General features: G+C 72.2%; 26 protein-coding genes. 14 read left to right on the top strand and 12 right to left on the bottom strand.

Annotated features, from left to right (window positions below; genetic code table 11):
* Window positions 1-153 precede the first annotated feature (153 nt).
* Both MON03_RS01730 and MON03_RS01725 read right to left on the bottom strand, forming a co-directional pair.
* A complete protein-coding gene (locus MON03_RS01730; protein ID WP_022902641.1) occupies window positions 154-1,320 on the bottom strand; it encodes an RtcB family protein in 1,167 nt (388 codons plus the stop codon).
* A 508-nt stretch (window positions 1,321-1,828) separates the two neighbouring features.
* Window positions 1,829-2,299, bottom strand: coding sequence for a MarR family winged helix-turn-helix transcriptional regulator (locus MON03_RS01725; protein WP_022902643.1), 471 nt, complete (start codon window positions 2,297-2,299; stop codon window positions 1,829-1,831).
* 64 nt (window positions 2,300-2,363) lie between these two features.
* Here MON03_RS01725 and MON03_RS01720 point away from each other — a divergent pair, with 64 nt between their 5' ends.
* Both MON03_RS01720 and MON03_RS01715 read left to right on the top strand, forming a co-directional pair.
* Complete coding sequence (locus tag MON03_RS01720; protein ID WP_022902644.1) at window positions 2,364-2,891, top strand: phenolic acid decarboxylase; 528 nt, start codon at window positions 2,364-2,366, stop codon at window positions 2,889-2,891.
* On the top strand, window positions 2,891-3,652 hold the full coding sequence (locus MON03_RS01715; protein WP_242090141.1) for an alpha/beta hydrolase: 762 nt from the start codon (window positions 2,891-2,893) through the stop codon (window positions 3,650-3,652). Before MON03_RS01720 ends, MON03_RS01715 begins: the two co-directional genes overlap by 1 nt.
* 45 nt (window positions 3,653-3,697) lie before the next feature.
* On the opposite strand, the gene MON03_RS01710 is transcribed toward MON03_RS01715, so the two are convergent.
* A complete protein-coding gene (locus tag MON03_RS01710) occupies window positions 3,698-4,051 on the bottom strand; it encodes a hypothetical protein (protein WP_242090139.1) in 354 nt (117 codons plus the stop codon).
* Between the two features lie 32 nt (window positions 4,052-4,083).
* Here MON03_RS01710 and MON03_RS01705 point away from each other — a divergent pair, with 32 nt between their 5' ends.
* Complete coding sequence (locus MON03_RS01705) at window positions 4,084-5,082, top strand: response regulator transcription factor (RefSeq protein WP_242090137.1); 999 nt, start codon at window positions 4,084-4,086, stop codon at window positions 5,080-5,082.
* A gap of 20 nt (window positions 5,083-5,102) precedes the next feature.
* On the opposite strand, the gene MON03_RS01700 is transcribed toward MON03_RS01705, so the two are convergent.
* On the bottom strand, window positions 5,103-6,563 hold the full coding sequence (locus tag MON03_RS01700) for a glycosyltransferase family 2 protein (protein ID WP_242090135.1): 1,461 nt from the start codon (window positions 6,561-6,563) through the stop codon (window positions 5,103-5,105).
* A gap of 120 nt (window positions 6,564-6,683) precedes the next feature.
* Between MON03_RS01700 and MON03_RS01695 the strand changes: the two genes are divergently transcribed.
* A complete protein-coding gene (locus MON03_RS01695) occupies window positions 6,684-7,316 on the top strand; it encodes a hypothetical protein (protein ID WP_022902953.1) in 633 nt (210 codons plus the stop codon).
* 35 nt (window positions 7,317-7,351) lie between these two features.
* Here the strand turns inward: MON03_RS01695 and MON03_RS01690 are convergent, their stop codons facing one another.
* Window positions 7,352-8,035, bottom strand: coding sequence for a hypothetical protein (locus MON03_RS01690; protein WP_022902954.1), 684 nt, complete (start codon window positions 8,033-8,035; stop codon window positions 7,352-7,354).
* Window positions 8,032-9,618, bottom strand: a complete 1,587-nt coding sequence (locus MON03_RS01685; protein WP_242090133.1) for a sensor histidine kinase — start codon at window positions 9,616-9,618, stop codon at window positions 8,032-8,034. The genes MON03_RS01690 and MON03_RS01685 overlap by 4 nt, the downstream gene beginning before the upstream one ends.
* Window positions 9,619-9,694: 76 nt before the next feature.
* Between MON03_RS01685 and MON03_RS01680 the strand changes: the two genes are divergently transcribed.
* Both MON03_RS01680 and MON03_RS01675 read left to right on the top strand, forming a co-directional pair.
* Window positions 9,695-11,548: a glycoside hydrolase family 15 protein gene (locus tag MON03_RS01680; protein WP_242090131.1), complete on the top strand. Its 1,854-nt coding sequence runs from the start codon at window positions 9,695-9,697 to the stop codon at window positions 11,546-11,548.
* 13 nt (window positions 11,549-11,561) lie between these two features.
* Window positions 11,562-12,164 carry a DnaJ family domain-containing protein gene (locus MON03_RS01675; protein WP_242090129.1) on the top strand — a complete coding sequence of 201 codons (603 nt, stop codon included), beginning with the start codon at window positions 11,562-11,564 and terminating at the stop codon, window positions 12,162-12,164.
* A 141-nt stretch (window positions 12,165-12,305) separates the two neighbouring features.
* Here the strand turns inward: MON03_RS01675 and MON03_RS01670 are convergent, their stop codons facing one another.
* Complete coding sequence (locus MON03_RS01670; protein WP_022902958.1) at window positions 12,306-12,986, bottom strand: hypothetical protein; 681 nt, start codon at window positions 12,984-12,986, stop codon at window positions 12,306-12,308.
* A gap of 196 nt (window positions 12,987-13,182) precedes the next feature.
* Between MON03_RS01670 and MON03_RS01665 the strand changes: the two genes are divergently transcribed.
* The 6 genes from MON03_RS01665 (at window position 13,183) to MON03_RS01640 (ending at window position 18,263) form a co-directional block, all read left to right on the top strand.
* A complete protein-coding gene (locus MON03_RS01665; RefSeq protein WP_242090127.1) occupies window positions 13,183-15,564 on the top strand; it encodes a phosphoketolase family protein in 2,382 nt (793 codons plus the stop codon).
* Window positions 15,565-15,690: 126 nt separating this feature from the next.
* Window positions 15,691-16,023, top strand: a complete 333-nt coding sequence (locus MON03_RS01660) for a hypothetical protein (protein ID WP_242090125.1) — start codon at window positions 15,691-15,693, stop codon at window positions 16,021-16,023.
* Window positions 16,013-16,228, top strand: a complete 216-nt coding sequence (locus MON03_RS01655; RefSeq protein ID WP_022903652.1) for a hypothetical protein — start codon at window positions 16,013-16,015, stop codon at window positions 16,226-16,228. The genes MON03_RS01660 and MON03_RS01655 overlap by 11 nt, the downstream gene beginning before the upstream one ends.
* 37 nt (window positions 16,229-16,265) lie before the next feature.
* Window positions 16,266-16,949 carry a fumarylacetoacetate hydrolase family protein gene (locus MON03_RS01650; RefSeq protein ID WP_242090123.1) on the top strand — a complete coding sequence of 228 codons (684 nt, stop codon included), beginning with the start codon at window positions 16,266-16,268 and terminating at the stop codon, window positions 16,947-16,949.
* A gap of 158 nt (window positions 16,950-17,107) precedes the next feature.
* Window positions 17,108-18,085 carry a sugar phosphate isomerase/epimerase family protein gene (locus tag MON03_RS01645; RefSeq protein WP_242090121.1) on the top strand — a complete coding sequence of 326 codons (978 nt, stop codon included), beginning with the start codon at window positions 17,108-17,110 and terminating at the stop codon, window positions 18,083-18,085.
* 10 nt (window positions 18,086-18,095) lie between these two features.
* Window positions 18,096-18,263 (top strand): hypothetical protein, encoded by a 168-nt coding sequence (locus MON03_RS01640; RefSeq protein ID WP_242090119.1) that lies wholly within the window; start codon window positions 18,096-18,098, stop codon window positions 18,261-18,263.
* Window positions 18,264-18,505: 242 nt separating this feature from the next.
* Here MON03_RS01640 and MON03_RS01635 read toward each other — a convergent pair whose 3' ends face one another.
* The 3 genes from MON03_RS01635 to MON03_RS01625 all read right to left on the bottom strand — a co-directional run bounded on the left by MON03_RS01635 (window position 18,506) and on the right by MON03_RS01625 (window position 22,174).
* Window positions 18,506-18,658 (bottom strand): hypothetical protein, encoded by a 153-nt coding sequence (locus MON03_RS01635; RefSeq protein WP_022903656.1) that lies wholly within the window; start codon window positions 18,656-18,658, stop codon window positions 18,506-18,508.
* A gap of 142 nt (window positions 18,659-18,800) precedes the next feature.
* Window positions 18,801-21,287, bottom strand: a complete 2,487-nt coding sequence (locus MON03_RS01630; RefSeq protein WP_242090116.1) for an ATP-dependent DNA ligase — start codon at window positions 21,285-21,287, stop codon at window positions 18,801-18,803.
* Window positions 21,284-22,174, bottom strand: coding sequence for an SDR family oxidoreductase (locus tag MON03_RS01625; RefSeq protein ID WP_175327778.1), 891 nt, complete (start codon window positions 22,172-22,174; stop codon window positions 21,284-21,286). The genes MON03_RS01630 and MON03_RS01625 overlap by 4 nt, the downstream gene beginning before the upstream one ends.
* A gap of 105 nt (window positions 22,175-22,279) precedes the next feature.
* Between MON03_RS01625 and ku the strand changes: the two genes are divergently transcribed.
* Window positions 22,280-23,356: a non-homologous end joining protein Ku gene (gene ku / locus MON03_RS01620; protein ID WP_175327779.1), complete on the top strand. Its 1,077-nt coding sequence runs from the start codon at window positions 22,280-22,282 to the stop codon at window positions 23,354-23,356.
* A 48-nt stretch (window positions 23,357-23,404) separates the two neighbouring features.
* Here the strand turns inward: ku and MON03_RS01615 are convergent, their stop codons facing one another.
* Window positions 23,405-23,890: a DUF6328 family protein gene (locus MON03_RS01615; protein ID WP_022902833.1), complete on the bottom strand. Its 486-nt coding sequence runs from the start codon at window positions 23,888-23,890 to the stop codon at window positions 23,405-23,407.
* 83 nt (window positions 23,891-23,973) lie between these two features.
* Here MON03_RS01615 and MON03_RS01610 point away from each other — a divergent pair, with 83 nt between their 5' ends.
* Complete coding sequence (locus tag MON03_RS01610) at window positions 23,974-24,579, top strand: putative antibiotic biosynthesis monooxygenase (protein WP_042726460.1); 606 nt, start codon at window positions 23,974-23,976, stop codon at window positions 24,577-24,579.
* An 8-nt stretch (window positions 24,580-24,587) separates the two neighbouring features.
* Here the strand turns inward: MON03_RS01610 and MON03_RS01605 are convergent, their stop codons facing one another.
* Window positions 24,588-25,523: a Ppx/GppA family phosphatase gene (locus tag MON03_RS01605; RefSeq protein ID WP_242090114.1), complete on the bottom strand. Its 936-nt coding sequence runs from the start codon at window positions 25,521-25,523 to the stop codon at window positions 24,588-24,590.
* Window positions 25,524-25,526: the final 3 nt, after the last annotated feature.

The following is a 25,526-nucleotide window of genomic DNA, read 5'->3' as shown; positions in this document are numbered from 1 at the left end:
ACCGGAGGCGCGGTGCGGACCCGCCACGCGCCTCCAGGCCGACGACGGGACGGACTAGAGGCCGCGGTGCGGGCCCGCCGCGCCTCTCCCCACCGGCACGGCCGGACCGTCGCTGGCGCGACGGGCCGGAACCGGCGGCGTGGCCCCAGGCAGTCAGTCACCCTTGACGTTGACGACCTGCCGCAGCGTGTGCCGGACGCGGACCAGGTCGGCGGCGTCCGCCATCACTTGGTCGATGTCCTTGTACGCCGCCGGGATCTCGTCGAGGAACGCGTCCGTGTCGCGGTACTCGATCCCGACCATCGCGGCGCGGAGCTCGTCGTGCGTGAAGGTCTTCCGCGCCGCGGACCGGGAGAACCGACGGCCGGCACCGTGCGGGGACGACTCGAGCGACGGCTTGTTGCCCAGGCCCTCCACGACGTAGGACGCGGTCCCCATCGAGCCCGGGATGAGTCCGGGCTGCCCGGCCCGCGCCTGGATCGCGCCCTTCCGGGAGACCCACACGCTCTTCCCCCAGTGCGTCTCGCGCTGGGTGAAGTTGTGGTGGCAGTTGATCCGCTCCTGCTCGTCGACCGCGGTGCCGAGCACCTCGGCGAGCTGCCGGACGACGCGGTCCATCATCTCCTCGCGGTTGAGCAGGGCGAAGTGCTGCGCCCACCGGAGCTCGGCGATGTACCGGTCGAACTCCGGGGTCCCCTCGACGAGGTAGGCCAGGTCGGGGTCCGCCAGCTCGATCCACCAGCGCCGCATCAGCTGCTTCGCGACCCGGATGTGCCGCTGGGCGATCTTGTTGCCGACGCCCCGCGACCCGGAGTGCAAGAACAGCCAGACCCGGTCGGCCTCGTCGAGCGAGACCTCGATGAAGTGGTTGCCCGACCCGAGCGTCCCGAGCTGGTTCCGCCACCCGCCGTGCGCGCCCGCGGGGTCGAACCCGGCCGCCTCGGCCATCGTCTCGAGCTCGGCGATGCGCGGCTCGGCGGTCGCGACGATCTTCCGGTTCGACGCGCCGGCGGACAGCGGGATCGCACGCTCGATCTGCTCGCGGAGGCCGCGCAGGTCGGACGGCAGGTCGGCCGCGGAGAACTGCGTCCGGACGGCGATCATGCCGCACCCGATGTCGACGCCGACGGCGGCGGGCATGACCGCGCCGAGGGTCGGGATGACGGAGCCCACGGTGGCGCCGAGGCCGAGGTGGGCGTCGGGCATGAGGGCGAGGTGCGGGAACACGAACGGCATCCGCGCCGTCGTGCGGGCCTGCTGCTCGGTGGTCTCCTCGAGCAGGGAGGCCCAGCTGAGCAATCGGTCGGTGATGTGCTGCATGGTGGTTCGTCTCGCTTTCCGTGACGGTCGGCGGCCGTCGGGTGACGGCCGGGGGTGACGGTCCGGGACGGTGCCTGACTGCCGACCGGTCCACCCGACCCGAGGTCGGGTGGGAGACGGGAGGGCAGGAGACGGGACGCCCCGGGCCGGGTGGGCTCGCGGGGCGTCGGGTGACGGTCGCGTGCCTACGCGGGGTTGCGGAGGGACTGGCTCGCGTACTGCCGTTCGGACAGCACGACGAGTGCGTCGAGCTGGAGCTCGACCCACTGTTCGGGGTGCTGTACGGCGCGCATGCGCAGTCCTTCCGTGGTGCCCGGGGCGGGCGTCCTGCCGGTGGGCAGGAGGACGACAGTAGTGCGACACGCCCGGGGCGCACAAGAGCGACACGCCCGGGGCGCACAAGAGCGACACGCCCGGGGCGCACAAGAGCGACACGCCCGGGCGTGGTCGTCGGTGGCGCGGGCGGCGCGGGCGGCGCGGTCGGCGCGCCGGACGTGCTCGTCGGGCGTCAGTCCGCGCGGCCCTCGAGACGCTGGCGGAGTCGCTCCAGCACGGCGCCGGCCTCGGCGAGCACGCGACGGTCGGCTGCGGACGACGCCGCCATGGCCTCGACGAGCACCCGTTCGGCGGCCTCGTCGTAGACCGCGAGCCGGCGCTCGGCGAGCTCGGTCAGCCCGACCTCGGTGCTCCGACCGTCACCGCGGGCGAGCCGGCGCTCGACGAGCCCGTCCCGCTCCATCGCGGCGACGAGGTTGCTGACCGTCGAGCGCGCGAGCCCCAGCGCCCGTCCGAGGGCGGTCGGGCTCGACCACCCGTCGGCGTCGAGTCGCCGGAGGACCTCGATCTGCGCGTCCGGGATGTCGGGCAGGTCACCGGAGCGGCGCGCCGTGGTGAGGAGCGCACGGCGGAAGGGCCCGATCTCCGCGCTCAGGCGGCGGGCCGCGTCGGAGAGGCCGTGGTCGTTCGGGCGGGTGGACACCCTCTCAGCGTACTCACCGGAACTACGTCTGCAACAAACGCATTCCGGGTGCAAACTCGAATGCATGGACATCACCACGAGCGTCGAACACCCCGTCCCCGAGCAGGACCTCTCCGGCATCGTCGGACACCGGTTCATCTACACGTACGCCAACGGCTGGCAGTACGAGATGTACGTCAAGAACGCCACCACCATCGACTACCGGATCCACTCGGGCATGGTCGGCGGTCGCTGGGTCAAGGACCAGCAGGTCGACCTCGTCGCCCTGACCGCCGGCGTGTACAAGGTGTCGTGGAACGAGCCGACCGGCACGAGCGTCGTCGTCACCGTCGTCCCGGGCGAACGCGTGCTGCACGGCACGATCTTCTTCCCGCACTGGGTGGAGGAGGACGGCAGCAAGACCGTGCTCTTCCAGAACGACCACCTCGACCGCATGCGCGAGTACCGCGACCAGGGCCCGACCTACCCGATCTACGTCGTGCCCGAATTCGCGCACATCACGCTGTTCGAGCACGTGGGCGAGGACGACGAGACCGTGGTCGACACAGCGCCCGCCGACCTGCCCGCCGGCTTCGCGGACCGGACGAACTGATGCGCCCGATCACCCTCGACCACCGGGGCCGGACGGTCCGCGGCTGGGAGCTCGGCACGGTCGAGCCCGGACGCCCGGCGGTCCTGCTCGTGCACGGCTTCGGCAGCACGGACACCGGCGGCCAGCAGTTGTTCGTGCAGACCGCCCGTCGGCTCCACGAGCACGGAGCGGTGGTCCGCTCGTACAGCCGCCTCGGCCACGGGACGAGCGACGGCGAGTTCGCCGACATCACCATCGGTGACGAGGTCGACCAGGTCGAGTCGATGATCCGGACGCTCGCCGCGGACGCCGGAGCACCGGTGCACGTGGTCGCGCACAGCCTCGGCGCCGTGGAGTCCGCGACGGCAGCGGCCCGGGTCCCCGAGCTGGTCGCCTCGCTGACGCTGTGGTCGCCGGCGGGCGTCGTCGTCGACGACATCGCGAGCAAGGACGAGATCCAGGGCCAGCCACTCGCGCCGGCCCGCGAGCAGGGGTACTTCGACTTCGGCGGGATGGCGCTCGGCACGGCGTTCATCGACGAGGTCACGGCCGGCCTCGACGTCTACGCCGGTATCGACCGCTACACCGGGCCGGCCGAGGTCCTGCACGGCACGGCCGACCAGATCGTGCCGCTGTCGTACGGCGAACGGTACGGCGAGGTGCTGCCCGGGGCAGCCTTCACCCCGGTCGAGGGCGCGGACCACGGCTGGTCCTCGGTGCCGTTCCGACGGCTCCTGCTCGATCGGTTGGTCGCCTTCGTCGGGCTCGCGGACGGCCCCTGACGGTTCCGCGGTGCGGCGTCGTGCCGCCCGCGGTGACCGCGGTCGTCACGCCGGTGTGAACACCACCCCGGCGGCACCGGGGTTGCCGTCCCACGCCGTCGCACCGGCCGCGATCGCCCGCGCGAGGACGTCTCCCCCCTGCTCGCCCGAGGTCCGGGAGGTGTCACACACCACCCGGACCCCGAGCGTGCGGCTGATGCGGACCATCGACCGCACCTGCGCTGCCGAGGCGGAACCGGGGTCGCCGATCAGCAGGAACGTCGGGGGCGGTGTGAAGCTGCTGAGCGCCGCCCCCCAGCCGTACACCCGGTCGAGCCGACTGACATACTGCGAGGAGACGAGCCAGCCGTAGCGATCCGCCTCGGTGGACGCGTCGACGACGATCACCGTGCCGTCCACGGAGCACCTCCGGACGGCTGGAGGGGGACAGCATGGAGGACCGGCCGGGCGACCCGCGTCGGGTCGCGGTCGTGATCGAGGACGACCTCGACATCCGCTACCTGCTCGAACAGGTGCTCACACAGGCCGGGTTCTCGACCGTGAGCACAGGGAACGGCGAGGACGGCGTCCGTGCGGTCCTCGCCCACGAACCGCTCGTCACCACCCTCGACGTCTCGCTGCCGGGGATCGACGGCTTCGAGGTCGCCCGCCGCATCCGGTCCGGGAGCAACACCTACATCGTGATGATCTCGGCGATGGGCGACGAGATCGACGTCCTGCAGGGGCTCGAGGCCGGCGCGGACGACTACATCGTGAAGCCGTTCCGCCCCCGTGAGCTGCGCGCTCGGCTCGGTGCGATGCTGCGCCGCCCACGATCGGTCGTGGACGGCTCCGACACCGCGGCGGTGGACGGCGGCCCGCACGCCGCGGTCGGCGACGGCCCGCACGCCGCCGTCGGTGGCGGGCAGCCCCGTCCCGAGCTGCCGGTGCCGGGCGCCGGCGCCGAGCCCCTCGCGGACGCCCCGCCGCAGCCCGCCACGACCAGCGCGTCCGCGTCGGGCGTCGCTGAGACCGCCCCGGGTGCCGGGACGCCGGCGGCGAGCGCCTCCGAGCCGTCCGCGGTCCCGCACGACCCCTCCGCCTCGTGGGTCGAGCACAACGGGCTCGCACTCGACCCCGACGCCCGTCTCGCCGAGGTCGACGGCGCCCCGGTGGAGCTCACGAAGACCGAGTTCGACCTCATCGCCACCCTGCTCGAGTCGCGGCGCCGCGTGCGCTCGAAGGCCGACCTGGCCCTGGCGCTGCGGAACGACGCCTACGTCACCACGCACTACGTCGGTGACGCCGACCGCCGGAACGTCGAGGTGCACATGGCGAACCTCCGCCGGAAGCTCGGTGACGACCCCAACGCGCCGCGGTTCGTCGTGACGGTCCGGGGTGTCGGGTACCGCCTGACGGGCCCCGGCGATCCGGGGTTCGCAGCCGGCTGAGTCGCGGTCGCACACGCGGATCAGACCCGGTACCCGAACTGGCGCCGGAGCAGCTTCCCGATCATGCCCAGCGTCTGCAGCGCCGTGATCACCGCCAGCACCGGCCAGCCGAACCACAGGATCGTGGACTGCGCGACGACGTCGAGCTGCAGCCAGCCGTACACCGCGGCCGCCATCACCAGGACGACCACCACCACGGGCGCGAGGTAGCCGTTGCCCGAACCGCGCTCGGCTTTCGCCTGCTCGGCCCAGTTGTCGGTCTGCTTCTTGCTCGCGAACCGCGTCCACGCCCGGAGGAAGTGCCCGAGCCGGATCCACATGTAGACCTCGGCGGGCACCGCAGCCAACGCGAAGACCACGTCACGCCACGTCCGGTGCTTCATCGACGCGACCACGCGCAGGTTGAGGGCGACGGCAGCGATCGGGGGCAGCAGCCACACGGGGCTGAAGACGAAGGCGCCGATCGACAGCGACGCCACCAGCAGGAGCACGAACAGCACGCGGGTGACGAAGTTCGTGAGCATCGACGCGTGCTCGACCCACCGCAGCCGCAGGTTCGGGTGGAACGGCTGCCCCTTCGTGTCGCCGCGCTGCCCGGGCCACATGAGCTCGATCGCCCCGAAGTTCCACTTCACCTGCTGCGCGTCGAGCCCGCGGAGGGTGTGCATCCCGCCCACGTCCGCACGGGCCCGGGCGCTGATCTTCGTGAGGTACCCGGCGCTCTTGATCTGCAGGGACAGCAGCGAGTCCTCGACCTCGCTGTCCTTGACCCAGGGCGACCCCTGGTGGTTGACCTCCATCACCTCGTGCAGGGCGCGCATCGAGAAGATCGAGAACTGGCCCCCGAGCACGGCCATGTTCCGGCCCTTGAGCATGTTCTGCATGTTGAAGGCGGCGAACTGGGCACGCTGTCCGGCGATCAGGAACCGCGGGACCAGGCCGCGGAACGGTGCGTCGTCGATGGAGTAGATCGCGGAGATGCCGCCGATGCGTGCGTCCGAGACGATCTCCTGCGCGAGCCACTCGACCGCCTCGGGGTGCGCGGTCGTGTCGCCGTCCACCCCGAGCATGTAGTCGCAGCCCTCGATGAGGCTGAAGCCGTAGTTGAGCGCGCCGACCTTCTTGTCCGGGTTCTCGCCGATGTCGTGCACGTAGACCTCGGTCTCCTGCACGACGTCCCCGTGCTCGATCCGGTGCGGTCCCGCGTAGGCGGCCGCGATGTCGAAGGTCGCGTCGGTCGTGTTGTTGATGACGACGTGGACGACGTCCGGGACGCGGGTCTGCGCGAGCAGGGAGTCGAGGACCGCGGCGATGCTCTCGGCCTCGTTGTACGCCGGGATGACGCACCCGATCGTCGGGCGGTAGTCCGGCAGCGACGCGAGGTCGTCGAGGACGGCTGCGGCCAGCTCGGGGTCGTGGCGGACGGTGTACCGGGTCGGCACGCCCGTGGTCGGGGCTGCGGTCGGTCGGGTCGTCGACATGGTGGCTCCTGATCGGTCGGCGTGGTGCTGTGGTCGCGATCAGCCTCACCCAGCGTCCTCTGGCCGCGCGCTAGCATGGCGCTGCGGATCCTCAAGATCTGCTCTGGGATCGGGGGAGCGATGAGGCGGACGTCATCGAGGCCGTTCCTCGTCGCGGCGGTCGTCACCACGGGAGCGCTGGCGCTCACCGCGTGCGGCACCCCTCCGTGGGAGTCCGCGGCGACGGACCGGGCGACCCGCGACCCCGGTCGGGCAAGCGCGTCGGCGTCGGCGTCGGGCTCGCCCAGCACGGCCGCGAGCACCCCGTCAGCACGACCGGGCGGCGACCTCGTCGACGGCGCCCTGAGCCGGACGGTCCGCGCCGGTGACCTCGTCGTCGGCGTGCGGTACTGGTCGACGCTGCCGCTGCAGGACTGGACCGCGGGCTCCGCCAAGCCGCTGTCGATGTCCGTCTCCTCCCGCGGAGGCTCCGACGTCCGGCTGGTCCGTGCGGCGGTGGAGACCTCCGCCCTGGCACGCGACGGGAGCGACCTCCCACCCGGCGGCCAGCCGGGAGCGCAGACGGACCCGTCGGGCTTCGCGGTCTCGCGTCCGCAGTCCTGGTCGGGCACGTTCGTCCTCGGCCCGACGGACGACCGCACCGCGACCATGCGGGTGGTGGTGACCCTGGTGTTCGCCGAGGGATCGGGCGGTTCGCGAACCCAGCAGACCGCGACGGACGTGCTCTCGATCGACCTCCCGACCGAGGGCTGACCCGGGACGCCGTCGGGCATCGGCGACACCGGGGGTCAGGGCCGCTCGAGGTCCTCCAGCCGGTACCCGCGGTCGTCCGTCGAGGTCACGGCCCAGGTCGTCGAGGACCCGACCGTCGCTCCGTCGGCAGGGTCCCCGGTCGACGACATCTCGAGTTCGGCGCGCCACCCGGCGAGGTCGCACTCCTCCTGCCTGACCAGGACGACGACGCGGTCGTCCCCCTCGGTCCAGACGGTCGCGTCCGGCGGGACCAGACGCTGGAGGGCCGCGACGAGCCGGTCCCGGTGCACGACCCCCGCCCCGGGACCGAAGGCCGTCGTCACCAGCGCGGCGTCGTCGAGGGAGACGACCAGCCGCACGAAGGACACCTGGTGGTAGTCCGCTCGGGCGAGGACCCTCGTGACGCCGCGGAGCACGTCCGACCGCCGCTGCACGTCCTCCGGGGGCTCGTCACGGGTCGATGCTGACCGGATCACGGTGCACACCAGTGCGACCGCGAGCACGACGACCAGCCACACGACCAGGATCCGGGTCGCGTCCCCGGCCAGGAGCGCCGCTCCGATCAGGACGAGGAAGGTGCCGACGCTGGCGACCCCGACGTCCAGGAAACCTCGTCGGACCTCGGGGTGCCGGCCGCCGAGCCGGCGACGGGTCACCAGGACCACCAGGAGCAGGGCGAGGCCGCTGCCGATGGCCGTCCAGAGGAGCAGCGGGTTCACCGCGCGCCCCCGGTCCTGCCGGGCCCGCCCACCGGGATCGTCATGGTCACGGTCGTCCCCTCCCCGAGCACGCTCGACACCGTCAGGTCCCCGCCGTGGCGTTCGGCGATCTGTCGGCAGATCGCGAGCCCGAGCCCGGTCCCGTGGATGGTACTGCTGCGGACCGCTTCGGCACGGAAGAACCGTTCGAACAGGTGCGTCTGGTCCTCGTCGTCGATCCCGATGCCGTCGTCACGGACGATGACCCACGCTCGGTCACCCACGGCGTGCGCGCCGAGTTCCACCCACCCGCCGGCGTGGTTGTACTTCACCCCGTTGCTGACGAGGTTGTCGACGACCTGCCGGACCCGGAAGGCGTCCGCCACCACCGGCACCGGCCCGGAGCACACCGGGAGGCGCAGCTCGACGCCGGCCGCCCGGGCGGCCGGTCCTGCCGCTTCGACCGCCGCCTCGATGACGTCCACGAGGTCACAGGGAGCGAGGACGAGGTCGACCCGGTCCTCCCGCGCTGCCTGGAGGATGCCGCTGACCAACTCGACCAGCCGTTCGGCGTTGCGGGCCGCGACGTCGAGCATGCGTTCGGCGGTCTCCGGGAGCCCCGGCACCTCGCGAGCGAGCTCGACCGAACCGAGCACGGCCGTCGTCGGCGTCCGCAGTTCGTGCGACACCGACGCCACCAGGTCGTCGCGGGCGTCCAGCGCGCTGCGTTCCGCCGTCACGTCCCGGGCGACGAGCACCCCGCCCCCGGTGTCCGGCGGGAGCAGGCGCGTGTTGATCGAGTAGGTCCGCACCGCTCCGTCACCCGGACGCACCGCGACGAGGACGTCCTCGAGCTCGTCGCCGTCGAGTGTGCGCCGGACGAGCTCGGCGAGCGAGGCATCGCCCGGCGCCGACGCCAGGTCGTCGAGCGCGCTGCCCTGCCGGCCGTGGTTCGCGACCGTCGTGCCGCCCTCGGCGTCGAAGGCCAGCACGTCGAAGTCGACCGAGTCGAGGGTCGCACGGACGAGCTCCTCCCGTGCGACGACGGCGGTGAGCCGCTGCTGGAGGAGCACGGTCTGGCGCCGGAGCAGTTCCTGACGCGCGCGGGCCCGGGCGGCGAGGACCGCCGCCGTGCCGCTGACCGCGACGATGACCAGGGGCAGGGAGATCAGCCGCGCGGTGTCCGCGGTGTCGATGACGTCCCATTCGCCCGGCGCCCCGATCCACAGCAGGACGACGGTGATCCCGGCGGTGCTCGCCGCTCCCGGGAGGCCGAACGCGTACCCGGCCCACAGCGCCGGCAGGACGAAGAGCGCGCTGACGCCGATCGACGGGACGTCCCCGCGGATGAACGCGATCCCGGCGACGTCGAGCGCCAGGACGAGGGCGAACCACCGGGGGTCGGCACCGGGTCGGGCGAGCGCGGTGACGACGAGGGCGACCAGCGGCAGCGCCGCGCCGAGCGTCGCGAGGACACCGACCTCCTGTCGGTCGACGACGAGCACGAACGCGATCACCGGCATGATCCCGGTGACGACCGCGAGCTGGTTGCGGAAGGCCCGCCGACCGGCCCCGTCCTCGTCGATCCGAGCTGGCTGCACCATGGGCCCATGCTGCCACCGGAGCGGTCGGGGTACGTCCCGCTGATGGTCGGCTGTACCCCCGGGGCAGGCTGGGTGCATGAGCGAACGGACCCGGGACACCCCCGACGCGACCGACGACGAGGAGCGGGTCGACGGCTACGTCCCGCTCCGCTCCTACGGTGCGGTCGGTGACGGGCGGACGGTGGCGCTCATCGCGCTCGACGGCCGCATCGACTGGCTGCCCATCCCGTCGATGGACTCGCCACCCGTGTTCGCGAGCATCCTCGACGCCGAACACGGCGGCCACGTCGCGCTCCGTCCGACCGGGGACGCCGAGGTCTCGCGCGAGTACCTGCCCGGGACGAACGTCCTCGTCACGACCTGGACGACCCCGACCGGGGAGGTGACCGTCTCCGACGCCATGGTGACCGGGGTCGCCGGACGGTTGCCGTGGGCCGAGGTCGCGCGGTGCGTCCAGGGGGTGCGCGGATCGGTGGAGCTCGAGTGGGCCGTCGTCCCCGGCACCCTGCTGAACACCGCCGAGCCGAAGCGGCTCGACACCGCGAACGGTGCCGTCATCGGCATCGACGGCGTCACCATCGCGATCGTCGAGCAGGGCTTCGAACCGGTGCACGACGACGGCCCCCGGTTCTCCGGCCGGTTCACCGCGACGCCAGGGTCGAAGCACATCCTCACGATCGTCGGTACCCAGGACGAACCGATCTTCATGCCGAAGCCCGAGGCGGCCCTCGCGGCGATGGACCGCACGATCGCGAACTGGTCGACGTGGTCCGAGGCGTTCCACTACGACGGCCCGTGGTCCGAGGCCGTGCAGCGGAGCGCCCTCGCCCTGAAGTTGCTCATCTACTCCCCCACCGGCGCCATCGCCGCGGCACCGACCACGAGCCTGCCGGAGGACCGGACCGGCGGGAAGAACTGGGACTACCGCTTCGCCTGGGTCCGCGACCTGTCGTACACGGTGCACGCGCTCACCCGGTTCGGCCTGCGCGAGGAGACCCACGCGGCCGTGTCCTGGGTGATGCGCACCATCGCCGAGCACGACGAGGACATGCCGATCTTCTACGAGCTCGACGGCTCGGCGAGCGACGGCGTCGAGGAGCGCGACGTGCCGGGGTGGCAGGGCATCGGCCCGGTGACGATCGGGAACCGCGCGGGCGACCAGCTCCAGCTCGGCGTCTGGGGCGACGTCTTCGAGATCCTCCGGCAGTACGTCCGTGCCGGCAACGTCATCGACCGGAAGACGGCGACGGTCCTGCAGGGCCTCGCGGACGACGCGTGCCACCGGTGGGAGGAAGCCGACTCGGGGATGTGGGAGCTCCAGGACACCCAGCACTACGTGTCGAGCAAGATCGGCTGCTGGCAGGCTCTGGACGCCGCCGTCGAGCTGCACGACGCCGGCATGATCGACGGCCCGCGGGACAAGTGGGTGGAGAACCGCGAACTCATCGAGCAGTGGGTCGCCGAGCACGGGTGGGACGAGGAACGCGGGTACTACGTCATGTACCCGGGCTCGGACGAGCTCGACACCTCGATCCTGCTGCACGCGATGAGCGCCTTCGACCGCGGTCCCCGGATGGCGTCCACGATCCGCGCGATCGAGGAGCAGCTGCAGCGCGGCCCGCTCGTCTACCGCTACTCGGGCATGGAGCAGGAGGAGTCGCCGTTCGTCGCCTGCTCGTTCTGGCTCGCCGCCGCGATGGCGTGCACGGGCCGGGTCGACGACGCCGCGGCGCTGATGGACGCGATGGTGGCGCAGGCGAACGACGTCGGGCTCTACAGCGAGATGATCAGCGAGGACGGCTCCTTCATGGGGAACCTCCCGCAGGGCCTGTCGCACCTGGCGCTCATCCAGGCCGCGCTGACCATCGAGGAGGTCCGGACCGAGCAGGCCGGCTCCGACGAGACTGGCGGCAGCGACCGCACGGAGTGATCATGGAGGGGTCATGAACGACGTCGACGCACGCATGGACCGGCTCCGGCGCGCTGCTCGGTACCGGTACGAGCGGCTCGTCGAGAGCGAGATCGAACGGGGGTCGCTCGACCCCGACGAGGTCCGCGAGGAACGACGGCTGCTCCGCGCGAAGGACGTCGGCCAGCACGCCCGGGCGCTCATCGAGGAAGCCGAACGCCGCGGTGTCTTCGAGGGGAACCCCTACCACGGCAAGCCGCTGCCCTCGAACGACGGCCGACACGACCCGGACTGGTGGATCCGGTCGAAGATCGAGCGCGAGCAGATCACCGGGATCGCCCCGCCTGCGTTCGCCCTCCGGAAGGAGGACGCCGAACTCGACGAGCACCTCGATGCGCTGTCGGTCGAGCGTGACGTCCGCGACGTCCTCGAGGACTTCAACGCCCGCGTGAAGGAGGCTCGTCGGCAGCTGCTCGGCGGCCCGCCGGTCGTGACGCCGCTCCGGGACGTCGATGCGGAGGTCGCGGCGTGGCGGGACCGCCGGGAGGCACGGGCCGCCTCCGACGCGGCAGCGGCGGCCGCGCAGGCGGCCGCGTCCGACACCCGACCGTCCCGGTGGTGGCGCCGGCGTCGCTGACGCGATCCGCGCCTCCCGTCCGACCCACGACGCACGACGCACGACGCACGCCCGTCCCGCCCGACGCACACGACGATCCGGCCACGACGCACGAGAGCGCCGCCCCCTGTCGGGGACGACGCTCTCGGCGTTGGTGCGGTCTTACTTGATCTTGGCGGTGATGGTGGCGGTGCCGACGAGGAGGCCGCGCTTGACGGCGTCAGTGCCGAAGGTCTTGTTCAGCAGGCCGGCAGCGTCCTCGGAGATGTGGACCGTGGTGCCGGTCAGGACCGCGTTGTCACCCTCGAGCTGCAGCGGCTTGAGCGTGCCACCCCAGAGCTCGAACAGGTACGCGTTCGCGACCGCGACCTTGCCGTTGACCAGCACGTCACCGTAGAGCTTGGACGAACCCGGGTTTACCACGAAGTTCTCCAGCGTCACCGTCGTGTCACCGGCCTTGAGCGTCAGCCCCGAGTCGTCGTGGTTGAGCAGCCCCTGCACGTACGGACGGTAGTTGCCCTCCGGGTTCCAGTAGGTCACCGAACCGGCCGTGATCGGGAACGACACCGACCCGTCGGCGAGCTTGGCGTTGCCCGACACACCCGGGGTCAGCTTCAGCGCGGTCAGCGCGTCGGTGAAGCCCGAGTCGAGCTTCACGGCCGTGGTGCCACCGAGGACCTCGGGCACCGACGCGACCGGCGCCGGGATCTTCGACGAGCTGGAGGAGACGGTGTGGACCGCCGGGGTCGACGCGTTCGCGGCGCCGACACCGAACGCGGCGCCACCGAGGACGAGCGCGCCGGTCGTGGCGAGGGTGATCGTGGTCTTCAGGCTCTTGCGCATGATGAGTTCCTTTGCTGTGTCGGTGCTCCGGCCGGTGGCCCTGCCTCCCTTGCTGTGCGGGAGACGTGTACCGGCCGTACATGGCCGGGGAGCTTCTTGGGCGTTTCGCCCTTGTGACAGGCATTCGGCACCCCCTGCCGATCGGTTTGGATGCGTTGCTGGAAAATCTCCACCCACCCGTCCGTAGCGTGGGGTCATGTCCCCTGCACCCATCGCGACCACCGACCGCATCCGGGCGATCGACGCCTGGTGGCGCGCCGCGAACTACCTCACCGCCGGGCAGATCCACCTGCTCGACAACCCGCTCCTCACCCGGCCGATCGAGCCGGACGACATCAAGCCGCGCCTGCTCGGCCACTGGGGGACCTCGCCGGCGCTCAACCTCGTCTACGCGCACTGCAACGCGCTCATCGCCGAGACGGACCGCCGTCTGCTGTACGTCTGCGGTCCGGGGCACGGGGGCCCGGCGATGAACGCGAACGCCTGGCTCGAGGGCACCTGGAGCGAGCTCTACCCGGAGATCACCCCGGACGAGGACGGTCTCCGGCAGTTCTTCCGGCAGTTCTCGTTCCCGGGGGGCATCCCGTCGCACGCGGCACCCGAGACGCCCGGCTCGATCAACGAGGGCGGCGAGCTCGGGTACTCCCTCGCCCACGCGTACGGAGCGGCGCTCGACGACCCCGACCTCGTGGTCGCGTGCGTCGTCGGCGACGGCGAGGCCGAGACCGGTCCGCTCGCCGCCTCGTGGCAGGCGCACACGTTCATCGACCCGGTGTCGGACGGGGCCGTGCTGCCGATCCTCAACCTCAACGGGTGGAAGATCGCGAACCCGACCGTCCTCGCCCGGATCCCCGGCGAGGACCTCGACGCCTACTTCCGCGGTCTCGGGTACGAGCCGATCACCGTGGACTCCGGCCGGGTCGGCGACGACCCCTACGCCGTGCACGCACTCTTCGACGCCGCGCTCCGGCGAGCCCTCGCGCGCATCGACGACATCCAGGCCGCCGCCCGCGCCCAGGCGGAGCGCGCCGCTGCCGGACAGCCCGCCGGGGCCGCCGACCTGCGGCCGCGCTGGCCGATGATCATCCTCCGGACGCCGAAGGGGTGGACGGGGCCGAACGAGGGCACGTTCCACTCGCACCAGATCCCGCTGCCGGACGTGCGGACGAACGACGAGGACCGCGCCCGGCTCGAGGCGTGGATGCGCTCCTACCGCCCGGAGGAGCTCTTCGACGAGCGGGGCCGTCCGATCGGGATCCTCGGCTCGATCCGGCCCGAGGGCGACCTGCGCATGAGCGCCACCCCCGTCGCGAACGGTGGGCGGCTCCGGACCGCGCTCGACCTGCCCGCCATCACGGAGCACGGCGTCGCGGCCGGCGAACCCGCCTCCGCGACGGGCACGCTGGGCCGTTGGCTCGCGTCGGTGGTCGAGCGGAACGGGTCGGCCTTCCGGCTGTTCGGGCCCGACGAGACGGTCTCGAACAAGCTCGACGCGGTGTTCGACGTGACCTCGCGCGTGTGGCGGGCGGACCGCGCACCCGGCGACGAGCACCTCGCCGCGCGGGGCCGCGTGATCGAACTGCTGTCCGAGCACGTGCTGGAGGGCATGCTCGAGGGCTACGTCCTGACGGGTCGGCACGGCATCCTCAACACCTACGAGGCCTTCGCGCACATCATCGACTCGATGGTCGGCCAGTACGCCAAGTGGCTCGAGTCGTCCTCGGACCTCGACTGGCGCCTGCCGGTCTCGAACCTGACGATCCTGCTCTCGTCGCACGTCTGGCGGCAGGACCACAACGGCTTCTCCCACCAGGACCCCGGCTTCCTCGACGTCGTCGCGTCGAAGCAGCAGGACCTCGTGCGCATCAAGCTGCCGGCCGACGCGAACACCCTGCTCGCGGTCACCGCCCACGCGCTCGAGACGACGAACCGCATCGAGGTCATCGTCGCCGGCAAGCACCCCGAGCCGGTGTTCCTGTCCCTCGAGGACGCGGTCGCCCACGCCGCGGCCGGCCTGGGCGTCTGGGACTGGGCCGGCACCGAGACCGAGGTCGGGCGCGCGGACGTGGTGCTCGTGGGCGCCGGCGACGTCCCGACCGTCGAGACCCTCGCCGCGGCGGCCATCATCCGCCAGCACGCCCCCGGCGTCGGCGTCCGGGTCGTGAACGTCGTCGACCTGCTGTCGATCGGCGACCCGCGGAAGCACGACCACCCGGTGTCGGACGAGCGGTACGACGAGGTGTTCCTCCCGGGGACGCCCGCCGTCTTCGCGTTCCACGGGTACCCGGCGCTCGTGCACCAGCTCACCTACCGCCGCCACGGGCACGACGACCTGCACGTGCACGGCTTCCAGGAGCAGGGCACGACCACGACCCCGTTCGACATGCTCATCCGGAACGACATGGACCGGTTCGCCCTGGCCCACGACGCACTGACGCGGGTCGACGCGTCGGCGCACAGCGAGCTGCTCGACCGCCTGACCGCGGCCCGTGACGCTGCCCGTGCGTACGCGTACTCGCGGGGCGAGGACCACCCGTCGGTCGCCGGGTGGGAGTTCGCGGGGTGGCCGCAGGACTGAGCGGGCCGCGGCCCCGCCGGGCGGTCCCCGGACGCGGCTCCTGCACCTGCCTGGAGGCACGCCCCACCCTCCACAGGACCGGTCACGCTCGTCGCGTGGCCGGTCCAGTGCCGTCAAGCTCGGGGCGTGGACGTGGGGTGGACGAGTGCGGCGGTGGCGGTCATCGGTGCCGTGGTGGCGGTCACGAGCCTGGTCGTGACGGTGGTCGAGGGCGTCCGGGCACGGCGACATACGAAGTTCTTGGCGCACCACGACCACTGGTGGCAGCGTTGGTCGTGGATCGCCGAGCGGGCGCTCTCGGACGACGACACCGAGCAGGACGCGGCGGCGTTCATGGCTCATGCGGTCCTGACCCGGTCATGGTCGACGCCGGATGACAAGTGGATGGACCGTGCCCTCGACGACCACGAAGTCTGGGCGTCCAACAGGAGGCGGAAGGAGACACATCATGATCGGTGAGATGGAGGACGAGCGGTTCTTCGAGGTCTTCGCGCGGTACGAGCGCAGCACGCTCGAACTGCTCCAGGACCCGCACTACGGCCCGATCATCCGCTCGGACGGGTCACTCGAACGCCTCGAGGAGCTGCGGATCGAACGCCGGGAGCGCGAAGAGCGTGCCCGCGCCCGGAAGCTCCGCGCCGAAGCGTCCCTCGCCGAGGGGTGACGGGGACGGTCCGGCCTCGTCGTGCCATGGTGGGCGGGTGAGCGACTTCGTGGTCCCGGTACCGCCCCAGCCGTCCGTCCCGACGAGCACCGGCGGTCGGTTCCCGGTCCGCCGCGTCTTCTGCGTCGGCCGGAACTACGCCGCGCACGCTCGGGAGATGGGCCACGACCCGGACCGCGAGCCCCCGTTCTTCTTCACGAAGCCGGCGGACGCCGTGGTGACGGACGACGCCGACACCCCGTACCCGCCGCTGACCGGCCAGCTCGAGCACGAGGTCGAGCTCGTCGTCGCGATCGGCGCACCCGCGGTCGACGTCCCCGTGGCCGATGCCCTCGACGTCGTGTGGGGCTACGGCGTCGGACTCGACCTCACCCGGCGTGACCTGCAGGCCGAGGCCAAGCGACTCGGGCGCCCGTGGGACGCCGCGAAGGGCTTCGACGCCTCGGCCCCCGTCGGGACGCTCGTGCCGGCCGCCGGGGTCGACCCGACCTCCGGAGCCGTGGAGCTGCACGTCGGCGGTGCGCTGCGCCAGTCCGGCGACCTCGCGGACCAGATCTGGTCGGTCGCGGAGACCATCGCCGAGCTGTCCCGGTCCGTCCGCCTCGCTCCGGGCGACCTGCTGATGACCGGCACCCCGGACGGGGTCGGCCCGCTCGTGCGCGGTGACGTCGTCGAGGGCCGGATCGCCGGCGTCGGGACCGTGCGCACACGGATCGTCTGAGCACCCGCGCACACCGGCCACGTGTCGAGCGACTGGGAGCGCTCGCAGGTCTGCGGCGTAGACCTCGGTGTGACGTCGGGGGTCTGCGGCGTCGCAACACCACGGACGGGGCAGCCTGCTGGGGAGCAGTCGCCCGTCCGGATTCCGGAGGTGCCGCCGTGCTCGAACACGACCTGCTCGCCACGTCCTCGACCTGGGCTGGCGACGAACCGATCGGCGACCGTGTCCGCGCCGTCGGTGACGCCGGCTTCGCGGGGCTCTCGCTCACCGTGGGCGACCTCCACGAGGTGCGCGCGACGATGGGCTTCGCTGCGCTCCGTCGCGTGCTCGACCGTGCCGGGATCGTGTGGGTGCAGCTCGGCCCGCTCGACCGGTGGTGGACCAGCGCCGATCGCTCCGCGGACGAGGAGGCCGACCGGGGCGTGGTGTTCGAGGCGACGGCTGCGCTGCGCGCGTGGCAGGTCGTCGTCCGCGCCGACACCACCCTCACCGTCACGCCGAACGCGATGCTCGACGACTGGATCGCGCTCGCGCAACGGACGGAGCACCTCGGCGCCCAGCTCGTCCTCGAGCCCGAACCGTGGTCGAACCTGCCCACCGTCGAGCGGGCCTCCCGCTTCGTCACCGCCGCCGGGCACCCGAACGGCGGCCTGCTCCTCGACGCGATGCACACGCTCCGCGGGGGTTCGACCCTCGCGTCCGTCCACGAGGGTGTCGCCCCGTCGGCCCTCGCCGCCGTGGAGTTGAGCGACGGTCTCCTCCACACACCGGCCGGCATGACGCTCGCCGAGGAGTCCCGCGCTGCCCGCCACCTCCCCGGGTCCGGTGCGTGGGACCTGCCCGGCTTCGTCCGGACGGTCCGCGACCTGGGCTTCGACGAGCCCTGGGGCGTCGAGGTCCGGACGGCGGCGCACCGGGCGATGCCGACGGCCGAAGCACTCCGCACCGCAGCTGCCGCGACCCGGGCCGTGCTCGACGCCGCCGACGCGTTCGGCGCCCCCGCCGCCCCGGCCATGCCGTCGACCCCGGCGCCGACGTCCGCAGTGGACTACGAGTCGTCGCACGGTGCGCCACGATCGCCGATGCCGACGCTCCCCACGCCTCGCCGCGAGGCCGACTCAGGGACCCCCGCGTAGCGTCGCGGTCATGACCGACCACGACGACGAACTCCTCCGCCGCTCCCAGGACGCGATCGACGAGGCGAAGGCCGCTGCGGCCGACGTGACCGAGCCCGACGAGGAAGAGCTCGTCGATGAGGACCTGGCCGCCGCCGACGACGCCGCACCGGCGGACGGTCCCGCTCCGGCACCCTGACCCGCGTCATCCGGACATCGTCACGACCCGGTGTGACGATCCGGTTCGTCACACCGTCTCAGTGGTGAGCCTGCCAGCGGCTCCCCGCTGCTGGCCCGAGCGCGCCGTGGCCGGTCCATCCCTGAACGCCGGTCACGGCGCTCCCGACGGTGGCCCGTGCGTCCCCTGATCCGGCGTGCGGGCCGCCTTCAGTTCGCCGTCAGTGCGGTCAGTCCTCGGCCGCGTCTCACCTTCACCGCGTCTCAGTCCTCGACCTCGTCGCCGAGGAAGTCCGCGTACGTGATCTCGCCGTCCGAGACGACGGCCGGCGGCTCCACCGCGTGTCGCGCACGGTTGCCCGGTGCCGCTCCGCGTTCCTCCGGGGTGAACGGCGGCAGGTACTTGCTCGTGCTCATGGTCACGCCCTTCCGTCCCCGTGAACGTAACAGTCGCGCGAGGAGCGGCGGCAGGCTCCCGGCGGGATCGTCCCCCGTGGAGCGGCCGAACGGGGGACGGAAGTTCGCCCGAGGCGGACCCCATGCGTGTGCATGTGCGCGATCAGGACTCCCGGACGACGTCCCCGGGGTCCTTGTCGGGCCGCCACCCGCGCCACGAGGGCTGCCGGAGCCGACCGTCGCCGGTCCACTCGGCGAACTCCACCTCGCCCACCCGTGTCGCTCGGACCCAGTGCGCGTCGCGCGCATCGGGACGCGGGACGTCCACGAACGGCGACGTCTTCCGCTCCAGGGGGCCGAGGGTGTCCGCGATCTCGTCGAGGTCCCGGTCGCGGAAGCCGGTGCCGACCTTGCCGACGTACTCCAACCCGTCCGGCCCCGGCACCCCGAGCAGGAGGGACCCGATGCCGCCGGCACGTCGACCGGCACCAGGCTTCCACCCGCCGACGACGACCTCCTGCGTCGCGTGGTGCTTCACCTTCAGCCAGGCCTCTGACCTGCGGCCCTCGGCGTACCGGGAGGTGCGCTTCTTCGCGACGACGCCCTCCAGACCACGACGACGGGACTCGGCGAGCGCCGCCGCGAAGTCGCCCTCGACGGCGTCGGGCACCTCGACCGCACCGCCGGGCTCGACCACGGTCGCGAGGGCCTCCCGGCGTGCCGTGTACCCGTGCCGGGTCAGCTCGTGCCCGTCGGCCTCGAGCACGTCGAAGAGGAACAGCCGCACGGGGGTCCGTCGGCGGGCTGCCTCCACCTCGCGCGGCTTCGTGAGGCCCATGCGCTCCTGGAGGAGCTGGAACGAGGGCCGACCCCGGTCGTCGAGCGCGACGACCTCGCCGTCGTAGACGCCGTCGACCGCGGCCCGGTCGCCGAGGTCCTGCAGTTCGGGGTACTGGTCGGTCAGGTCGTTGCCGTTCCGGCTGCGGAGCGTGACGTGGCCGTCCCGCACGGTGGCGAGCGCGCGGACGCCGTCCCACTTCAGCTCGAAGGCCCAGTCGTCGGGGTCGAGGTGCGGCTCGCCCGTCGCGAGGGAGGCCTGCATGGTGCGGCGCTCGCTCGGAGGTTCCGAGGCACGGGCCGTCGCGTGGACCGCCGGCCGCTCGGTCCGCCCCGACGCTGCCTGGTCGCCGGCGCCGGGTTCGCGGGCGGGTTGCTCCTTCGTCCGGTGGATGAGCCAGTTCTTCTCGTCGCCGTCGCGTCCACGACCACGGCCGCGGGTGTGCAGGAGTGCGAGGCGACGGGCGCCGCCGGTGCGGCCGTGGAGCGTGACGATGACCTCCTCGCCGTCGCGCCACTTCTCGAGGTCGTACGTGCCGTCGTCCCACACCGTGACGGTCCCCCCGCCGTACTCGGCGTGCGGGATGGTCCCCTCGAACCCGCCGTACTCGAGCGGGTGGTCCTCGGTCTGCACGGCGAGGTGGTTCTTCCCCGGGTCGGTGGGCTCCCCCTTCGGCAGGGCCCAGCTGACGAGCACCCCGTCGTGTTCGAGCCGGAAGTCGTAGTGGTCCCTCGTGGCGTGGTGCTCCTGGATGACGAACGTCGGCAGGCCGTCCTCGCGGACCGTCGGCGGTCCGGCCGGGACCGGCTCCGGGGTCTTCGACGCGTCGCGCTTGGCGCGGTACGCGCTCAGCCGGTCCTCGCTCGCCCGGTTCGCGTCGGCCGTCCGCGCGCCGTCCCAGTGTCCGGCGTCCGGGCGGCCGACCGACAACGAGGCGGCGGCGACCGGGTGCAGGAGGTCGCCACGGGCCTCCAGGCGGTCCAGGACCTCGTCCAGCGTCAGCTGGGCGAGGCCGCGCTGGGTGAGCTCGTCCCAGGTGCGCGGGGCAGCGACCGTCGGCCGGTCACGGCCGCGCAACGAGTACGGAGCGATCGTCGTCTTGTTGCCGTTGTTCTGCGACCAGTCGACGAACACCTTGCCGGTGCGGTCGGCCCGACTCATCGACGACAGGACGAGGTCGGGCAGGTCCTGCTCGAGTGCACGCGCGAGCTCGTGCGCGACCTCGGAGACCTGCGTCGTCGTCGCGCGTCCGTCGAGGGCGGCGTAGAGGTGGATGCCCTTGGAGCCGGAGGTCACCGGGTAGGGGTCGAGTCCCATGCCCTGCAGGACCTCACGTGCGGCGACGGCGACCTCGACGCACTCCGCAAGGCCGACGCCTTCGCCGGGGTCGAGGTCGAGGACGAGCCGGTCCGGGTCATGGTGTCCACCGCGTGGCCCGAAGCGCCACTGCGGGACGTGCAGCTCGAGGGCGGCCTGCTGTGCCATCCACACGAGCGTCGCGACGTCGTCGACGATCGGGTACTCGGTGTCGTGCTCCTTGTGCGCGATGGTGTGGTGCCGGACCCAGTCGGGTGCGGTGTCCGGCAGGTTCTTCTCGAAGAAGACCTTGCCGTCGACACCGTTCGCCCAGCGCTTCCGGGTGACCGGGCGGTCCTTGACGTGCGGGATCATCCACGGGGCGACCCGCTCGTAGTACTCGATCACCCGCCCCTTCGTCGTGCCGGTCGCCGGGTAGAGGACCTTGTCGGTGTTGCTCAGGCTGATCGTCCGCCCGCCGACGAGGACGGTCCTGCGCTTGGCGACGGGACTCACAGCGCCACCCCGGTCGCTCCCGCGACCGTGAGGGTGGAGCCGGACGTGTACGAGGACTCCGGCCCGGCGAGGTACACGTAGGCGCTGCCGAGCTCGACGGGCTGCGCCGGACGGCCGAACGGGGTGCCCTCGCCGTAGTGGGCGATCTCGTCGCCCGGGTAGCTGGTCGGCTGCAGGGGCGTCCACACCGGGCCGGGCACGACCGTGTTCGCCCGGATCCCCCGCGACGCGAGCTGCCGGGCGAGGCCGTTCGTGTAGGTGGTGATCGCGGACTTCGTCGCCGCGTAGTCGATCATCCGCGCCTGCGGCTCGTGCGCGGAGACCGAGCTCGTCGTGACGATCGCGCTGCCGGGCGCCATGCGCGGCACCGCGGCCCGCACGAGCCAGAACAGCGAGTACAGGTTGACCTTGAGCGTCCGGTCGAACGACTCCGTCGTCTGCTCGGTGACGTCCTCGTGCACCTGCTGGTGGCCGGCGACGAGCACGAGCGCGTCGAGACCGCCGAGCGTGCTCACGGCGTCGCGCACGAGGTCGGCGCAGAACGCCTCGTCCGTCAGGTCGCCCGGCAGCAGCACGGCCCTGCGGCCGAGGGCGCCGATGACGTCGCGGACCTCCTCGAGGTCGTCCTGCTCCTCCGGGAGGGCGTTGAGGGCGACGTCGGCGCCCTCCTTCGCCATCGCGATCGCCGCCGCCCGGCCGATGCCGGAGTCCGCCCCGGTGACGAGGACGCGGTAGCCCGGCATCCGCCCCGTGCCCCGGTAGCTGCGTTCGCCGTGGTCGGGCGCGGGGTCCATCGCGCTCGCCAGGCCCGAACCGGTCTGGGTCTGCTCGGGGAACGGCGGTCGCGGGTGCTGGGTGCGCGGATCCTGCTTGTCGAGCTGGCTCATGCGCCCATCGTGCTCGTCCCGGCGCGGCTCCGGTCCAGCGAAGCCCGACCTGTGGACGACCGCTCGCTCCGGACGCTCCTGTGCAGGGACGGGCATCATGTGCCCATGAGGTCGATCTGGAAGGGCTCCATCGCGTTCGGGCTCGTCAACGTGCCCATCAAGGTCTACGCGGCCACCGAGACCCACGACGTCTCCCTGCACCAGGTGCACGACGAGGACAAGGGACGCATCCGCTACAAGCGTGTGTGCGAGTTCGGCCACGAGGTCGAGTACGCCGACATCCAGCGCGCGTACGACGACGGTGACAAGACGGTGGTGCTCACCGCCGACGACTTCAAGCAGCTGCCCGAGGAGCAGTCGCACGAGATCGAGGTCCTCGAGTTCGTGCCCGTCGAGCAGGTCGACCCGATGATGTTCGAGAAGTCGTACTACCTCGAACCGGACTCGCGCTCCCCGAAGGCGTACGTGCTCCTCCGCGAGACGCTCGCGAAGACCGACCGGCTGGCGATCGTGCAGTTCACGCTCCGGCAGAAGACCCGGCTCGGCGTGCTCCGGGTCCACGACGACGTCATCCTGCTGCAGGGCCTGCTCTGGGGCGACGAGGTCCGTGCGGCGGACTTCGGCAGCCTCGACTCGACGGTGAAGGTGAGCGCGAGCGAGCTGAAGATGTCGTCCTCGCTCGTCGACAGCATGTCCACCGACTTCGACCCGGACCGCTACACCGACGCGTACCAGGAGGAACTGCAGCAGCTCATCGACGCGAAGCTCGCGTCGGGCGACGACGTCGACACCGCGGAGACGTTCGGCGACCGCGACTCGGACGACGACGACGGAGAGGGCGGCGACGTGATCGACCTGATGGCCGCCCTGCGGGCGTCCGTCGACAAGAAGCGGACGGGAGGCTCGGGGTCGCGGTCCCGGGGCGGGTCGCGGACCACGAAGGCCGGCTCCACTGCCGGCGACGCGTCCAGCGACGACGCTCCTGCCGCGGAGAAGAAGACCCCTGCGAAGAAGACCCCCGCGCAGAAGACGGCCCCCGCGAAGACCCCGGCCGCCGCGAAGAAGACTGCGACGACGAAGGCGCCGGCGGGACGCACACCGGCGAAGAAGGCCCCGGCGAAGGAGACCCCCGCGAAGGAGACCCCCGCGAAGAAGCCCGCCGCGAAGAAGCGCGCGAGCTAGTCCTCGGTTGCTGCTGGTCCTCGGACCCGGCTGGTCCTCCGTGTCCTCCTAGTCCTCCGTGTCCTTCGCGGTCCGGCGGAGCACGGTGGGCAGGGCCGTCCACAGCGTCCCGGTGCCCACGAACACGGCCACGCCGGCGATGATCCCGCCGCGGCCGCCGAGCACCACGTCGAAGACGAACCAGACGGTCCCCGCGAACAGGAGTGCGGCGGCGAACAGCGTGACGAGCAGCAGGACGTTGCCTGCTCGGACGAGGTCGTGCTTCTGCCGCTGCTTGAACACCAGCCGGTGGGTGGCGACCACGGCGAGCGCCACGACGGTGACGACGACGGCGAGCACGACGAGCGTGAGGTAGATCGTCTCCTGCCGGCTACTGAGCGAGGAGAACCGCTGCTGGAACGGCAGCGTGAGCAGGAACCCGGCGAGGATCTGCGTGCCGGTCTGCACGATCCGGAGCTCCTGCTGGATGTCGCTCCAGTTGCGGTCCCACCGTTCGGTCGGGGTCTCGTTCCGGCCCCGCTGCAACTCGCTCATGCCGCGACCGTACTGGTCGCCACGAGGAGCACGGCCGGGCGCTCCGTCACGCAGCGGAAACACGCATCGGGGACACTGGAGGCATGACTCCACAAGAGCCTGGGAGCCTGTCCTCGTCATCCGTGAGTGCAGGCCCGCCCGTCACCGTGTCCATCACCCGCCTCGTCGAACCCGACCGCATCCCGGACGCCACCCGCTGGGTGCAGTCGGGTGTGAACCTCGCGAACCGCTACCCCGGCTTCCTCGGCTCGGGCTGGGTCCGCTCGCACGCGACGAGCCACGAGTGGCACATGCTCTACCGGTTCGCCGACCACGAGCAGCTCGCCACGTGGGAGAACTCCGACGACCGGCTGCGGTGGCTGGACCTCGGCCGCGACCTCGTCGTCGAGTCCCGCGTCGAGAAGCGCACCGGCATCGAGGGGTGGTTCGACGCTCCGCAGGACGCCCCGACGTCGAGCGCGCCGCCGCGGTGGAAGCAGGCGGTGAGCATCTGGCTCGGCTTCTTCCCGGTGAACCTCGTCTTCACGTACCTGGTCGGCTGGCTCGTGCCGGCGTTCGGACACCTCCCGGTGCTGCCCCGGGTCCTCGTGACGACGCTCGTGCTCACGCCGATCATGACGTTCTGGGTGCTGCCGTTCGTCACGGGGCTCATCCGCCCCTGGCTGCTCGCCCCACCCCGGAGGGCCTGACCCCGACCTCAGCCCAGCACGGACAGCTGGTCGAGCCGCTCGAGGATCACGCCCTCGCGCAGCGCCCACGGGCAGACCTCGAGCGCGGGCAGGTCGAAGATGTCGAGGCACGCCTCGGCCACGAGCGCTCCGGGGACGACCTGGTGCGCCCGGCTCGGCGAGACACCGGGCAGCGTCGCGAGCTCGTCGACCGTCATCCGGAGCAGGCCGGGCAGCTGCCGCCGGAGCTCGGCGCCGTCGAGTGACCGCGGGACGAGCGACCCTTCGGCTGAGGGCGCGGCGCCGCAGATCCGCGCGATCGACCGGAACGTCTTCGAGGTCGCGACGGCACGGTCGGGCCGTCCGGAGCGGAGCAGGAGCCCAGCGTCCCGTGCGATCGACACCCGGATCTCGTGCCGCAGCCGCCGGACGTCGTCCTCGGTCGGTGTGCCGGCGGCGAAGAAGGAGCGGGCGAGCCGTGCGGCGCCGATCGGCATCGACCACGCGACGTCGGGGGCCTCGTCCGCTCCCCCGGCGATCTCGAGCGAACCACCACCGATGTCGAACACCGCGAGCCGACCGGCGGACCAGCCGAACCAGCGGCGGACGGCGAGGAAGGTCAGCCGCGCCTCGTCGCCACCGGAGAGCACGGCGAGCTCGACGCCCGTCTCGGCCTCGACGTGGGCGAGGACGGCGTCCGAGTTCACGGCGTCGCGGACCGCCGAGGTGGCGAACGCCAGCATGTCCTCGCAGCCGCGGTCCTCGGCGATGCGGACGGCGTCGGCGACGAACGCCGTGAGCGCGTCGATCCCCGCTCGGGTCACGGCACCCGATCCGTCGAGGTGCTCGGCCAGGCGCAGCGGCTGCTTGAACGAGGACGCCGGGAGCGGCGCGGCACCGCCGTGGGCGTCCACCACGAGCAGGTGGCCGGTGTTGGACCCGATGTCGAGGACTCCCACGCGCATGGC

It is taken from the genome of Curtobacterium sp. DN_7.5, from assembly GCF_022655355.1.
GTDB lineage: Bacteria > Actinomycetota > Actinomycetes > Actinomycetales > Microbacteriaceae > Curtobacterium > Curtobacterium luteum.
Note: the sequence above shows the minus strand (reverse complement) of the source record. Positions and strands in the feature narration are given on the sequence as shown.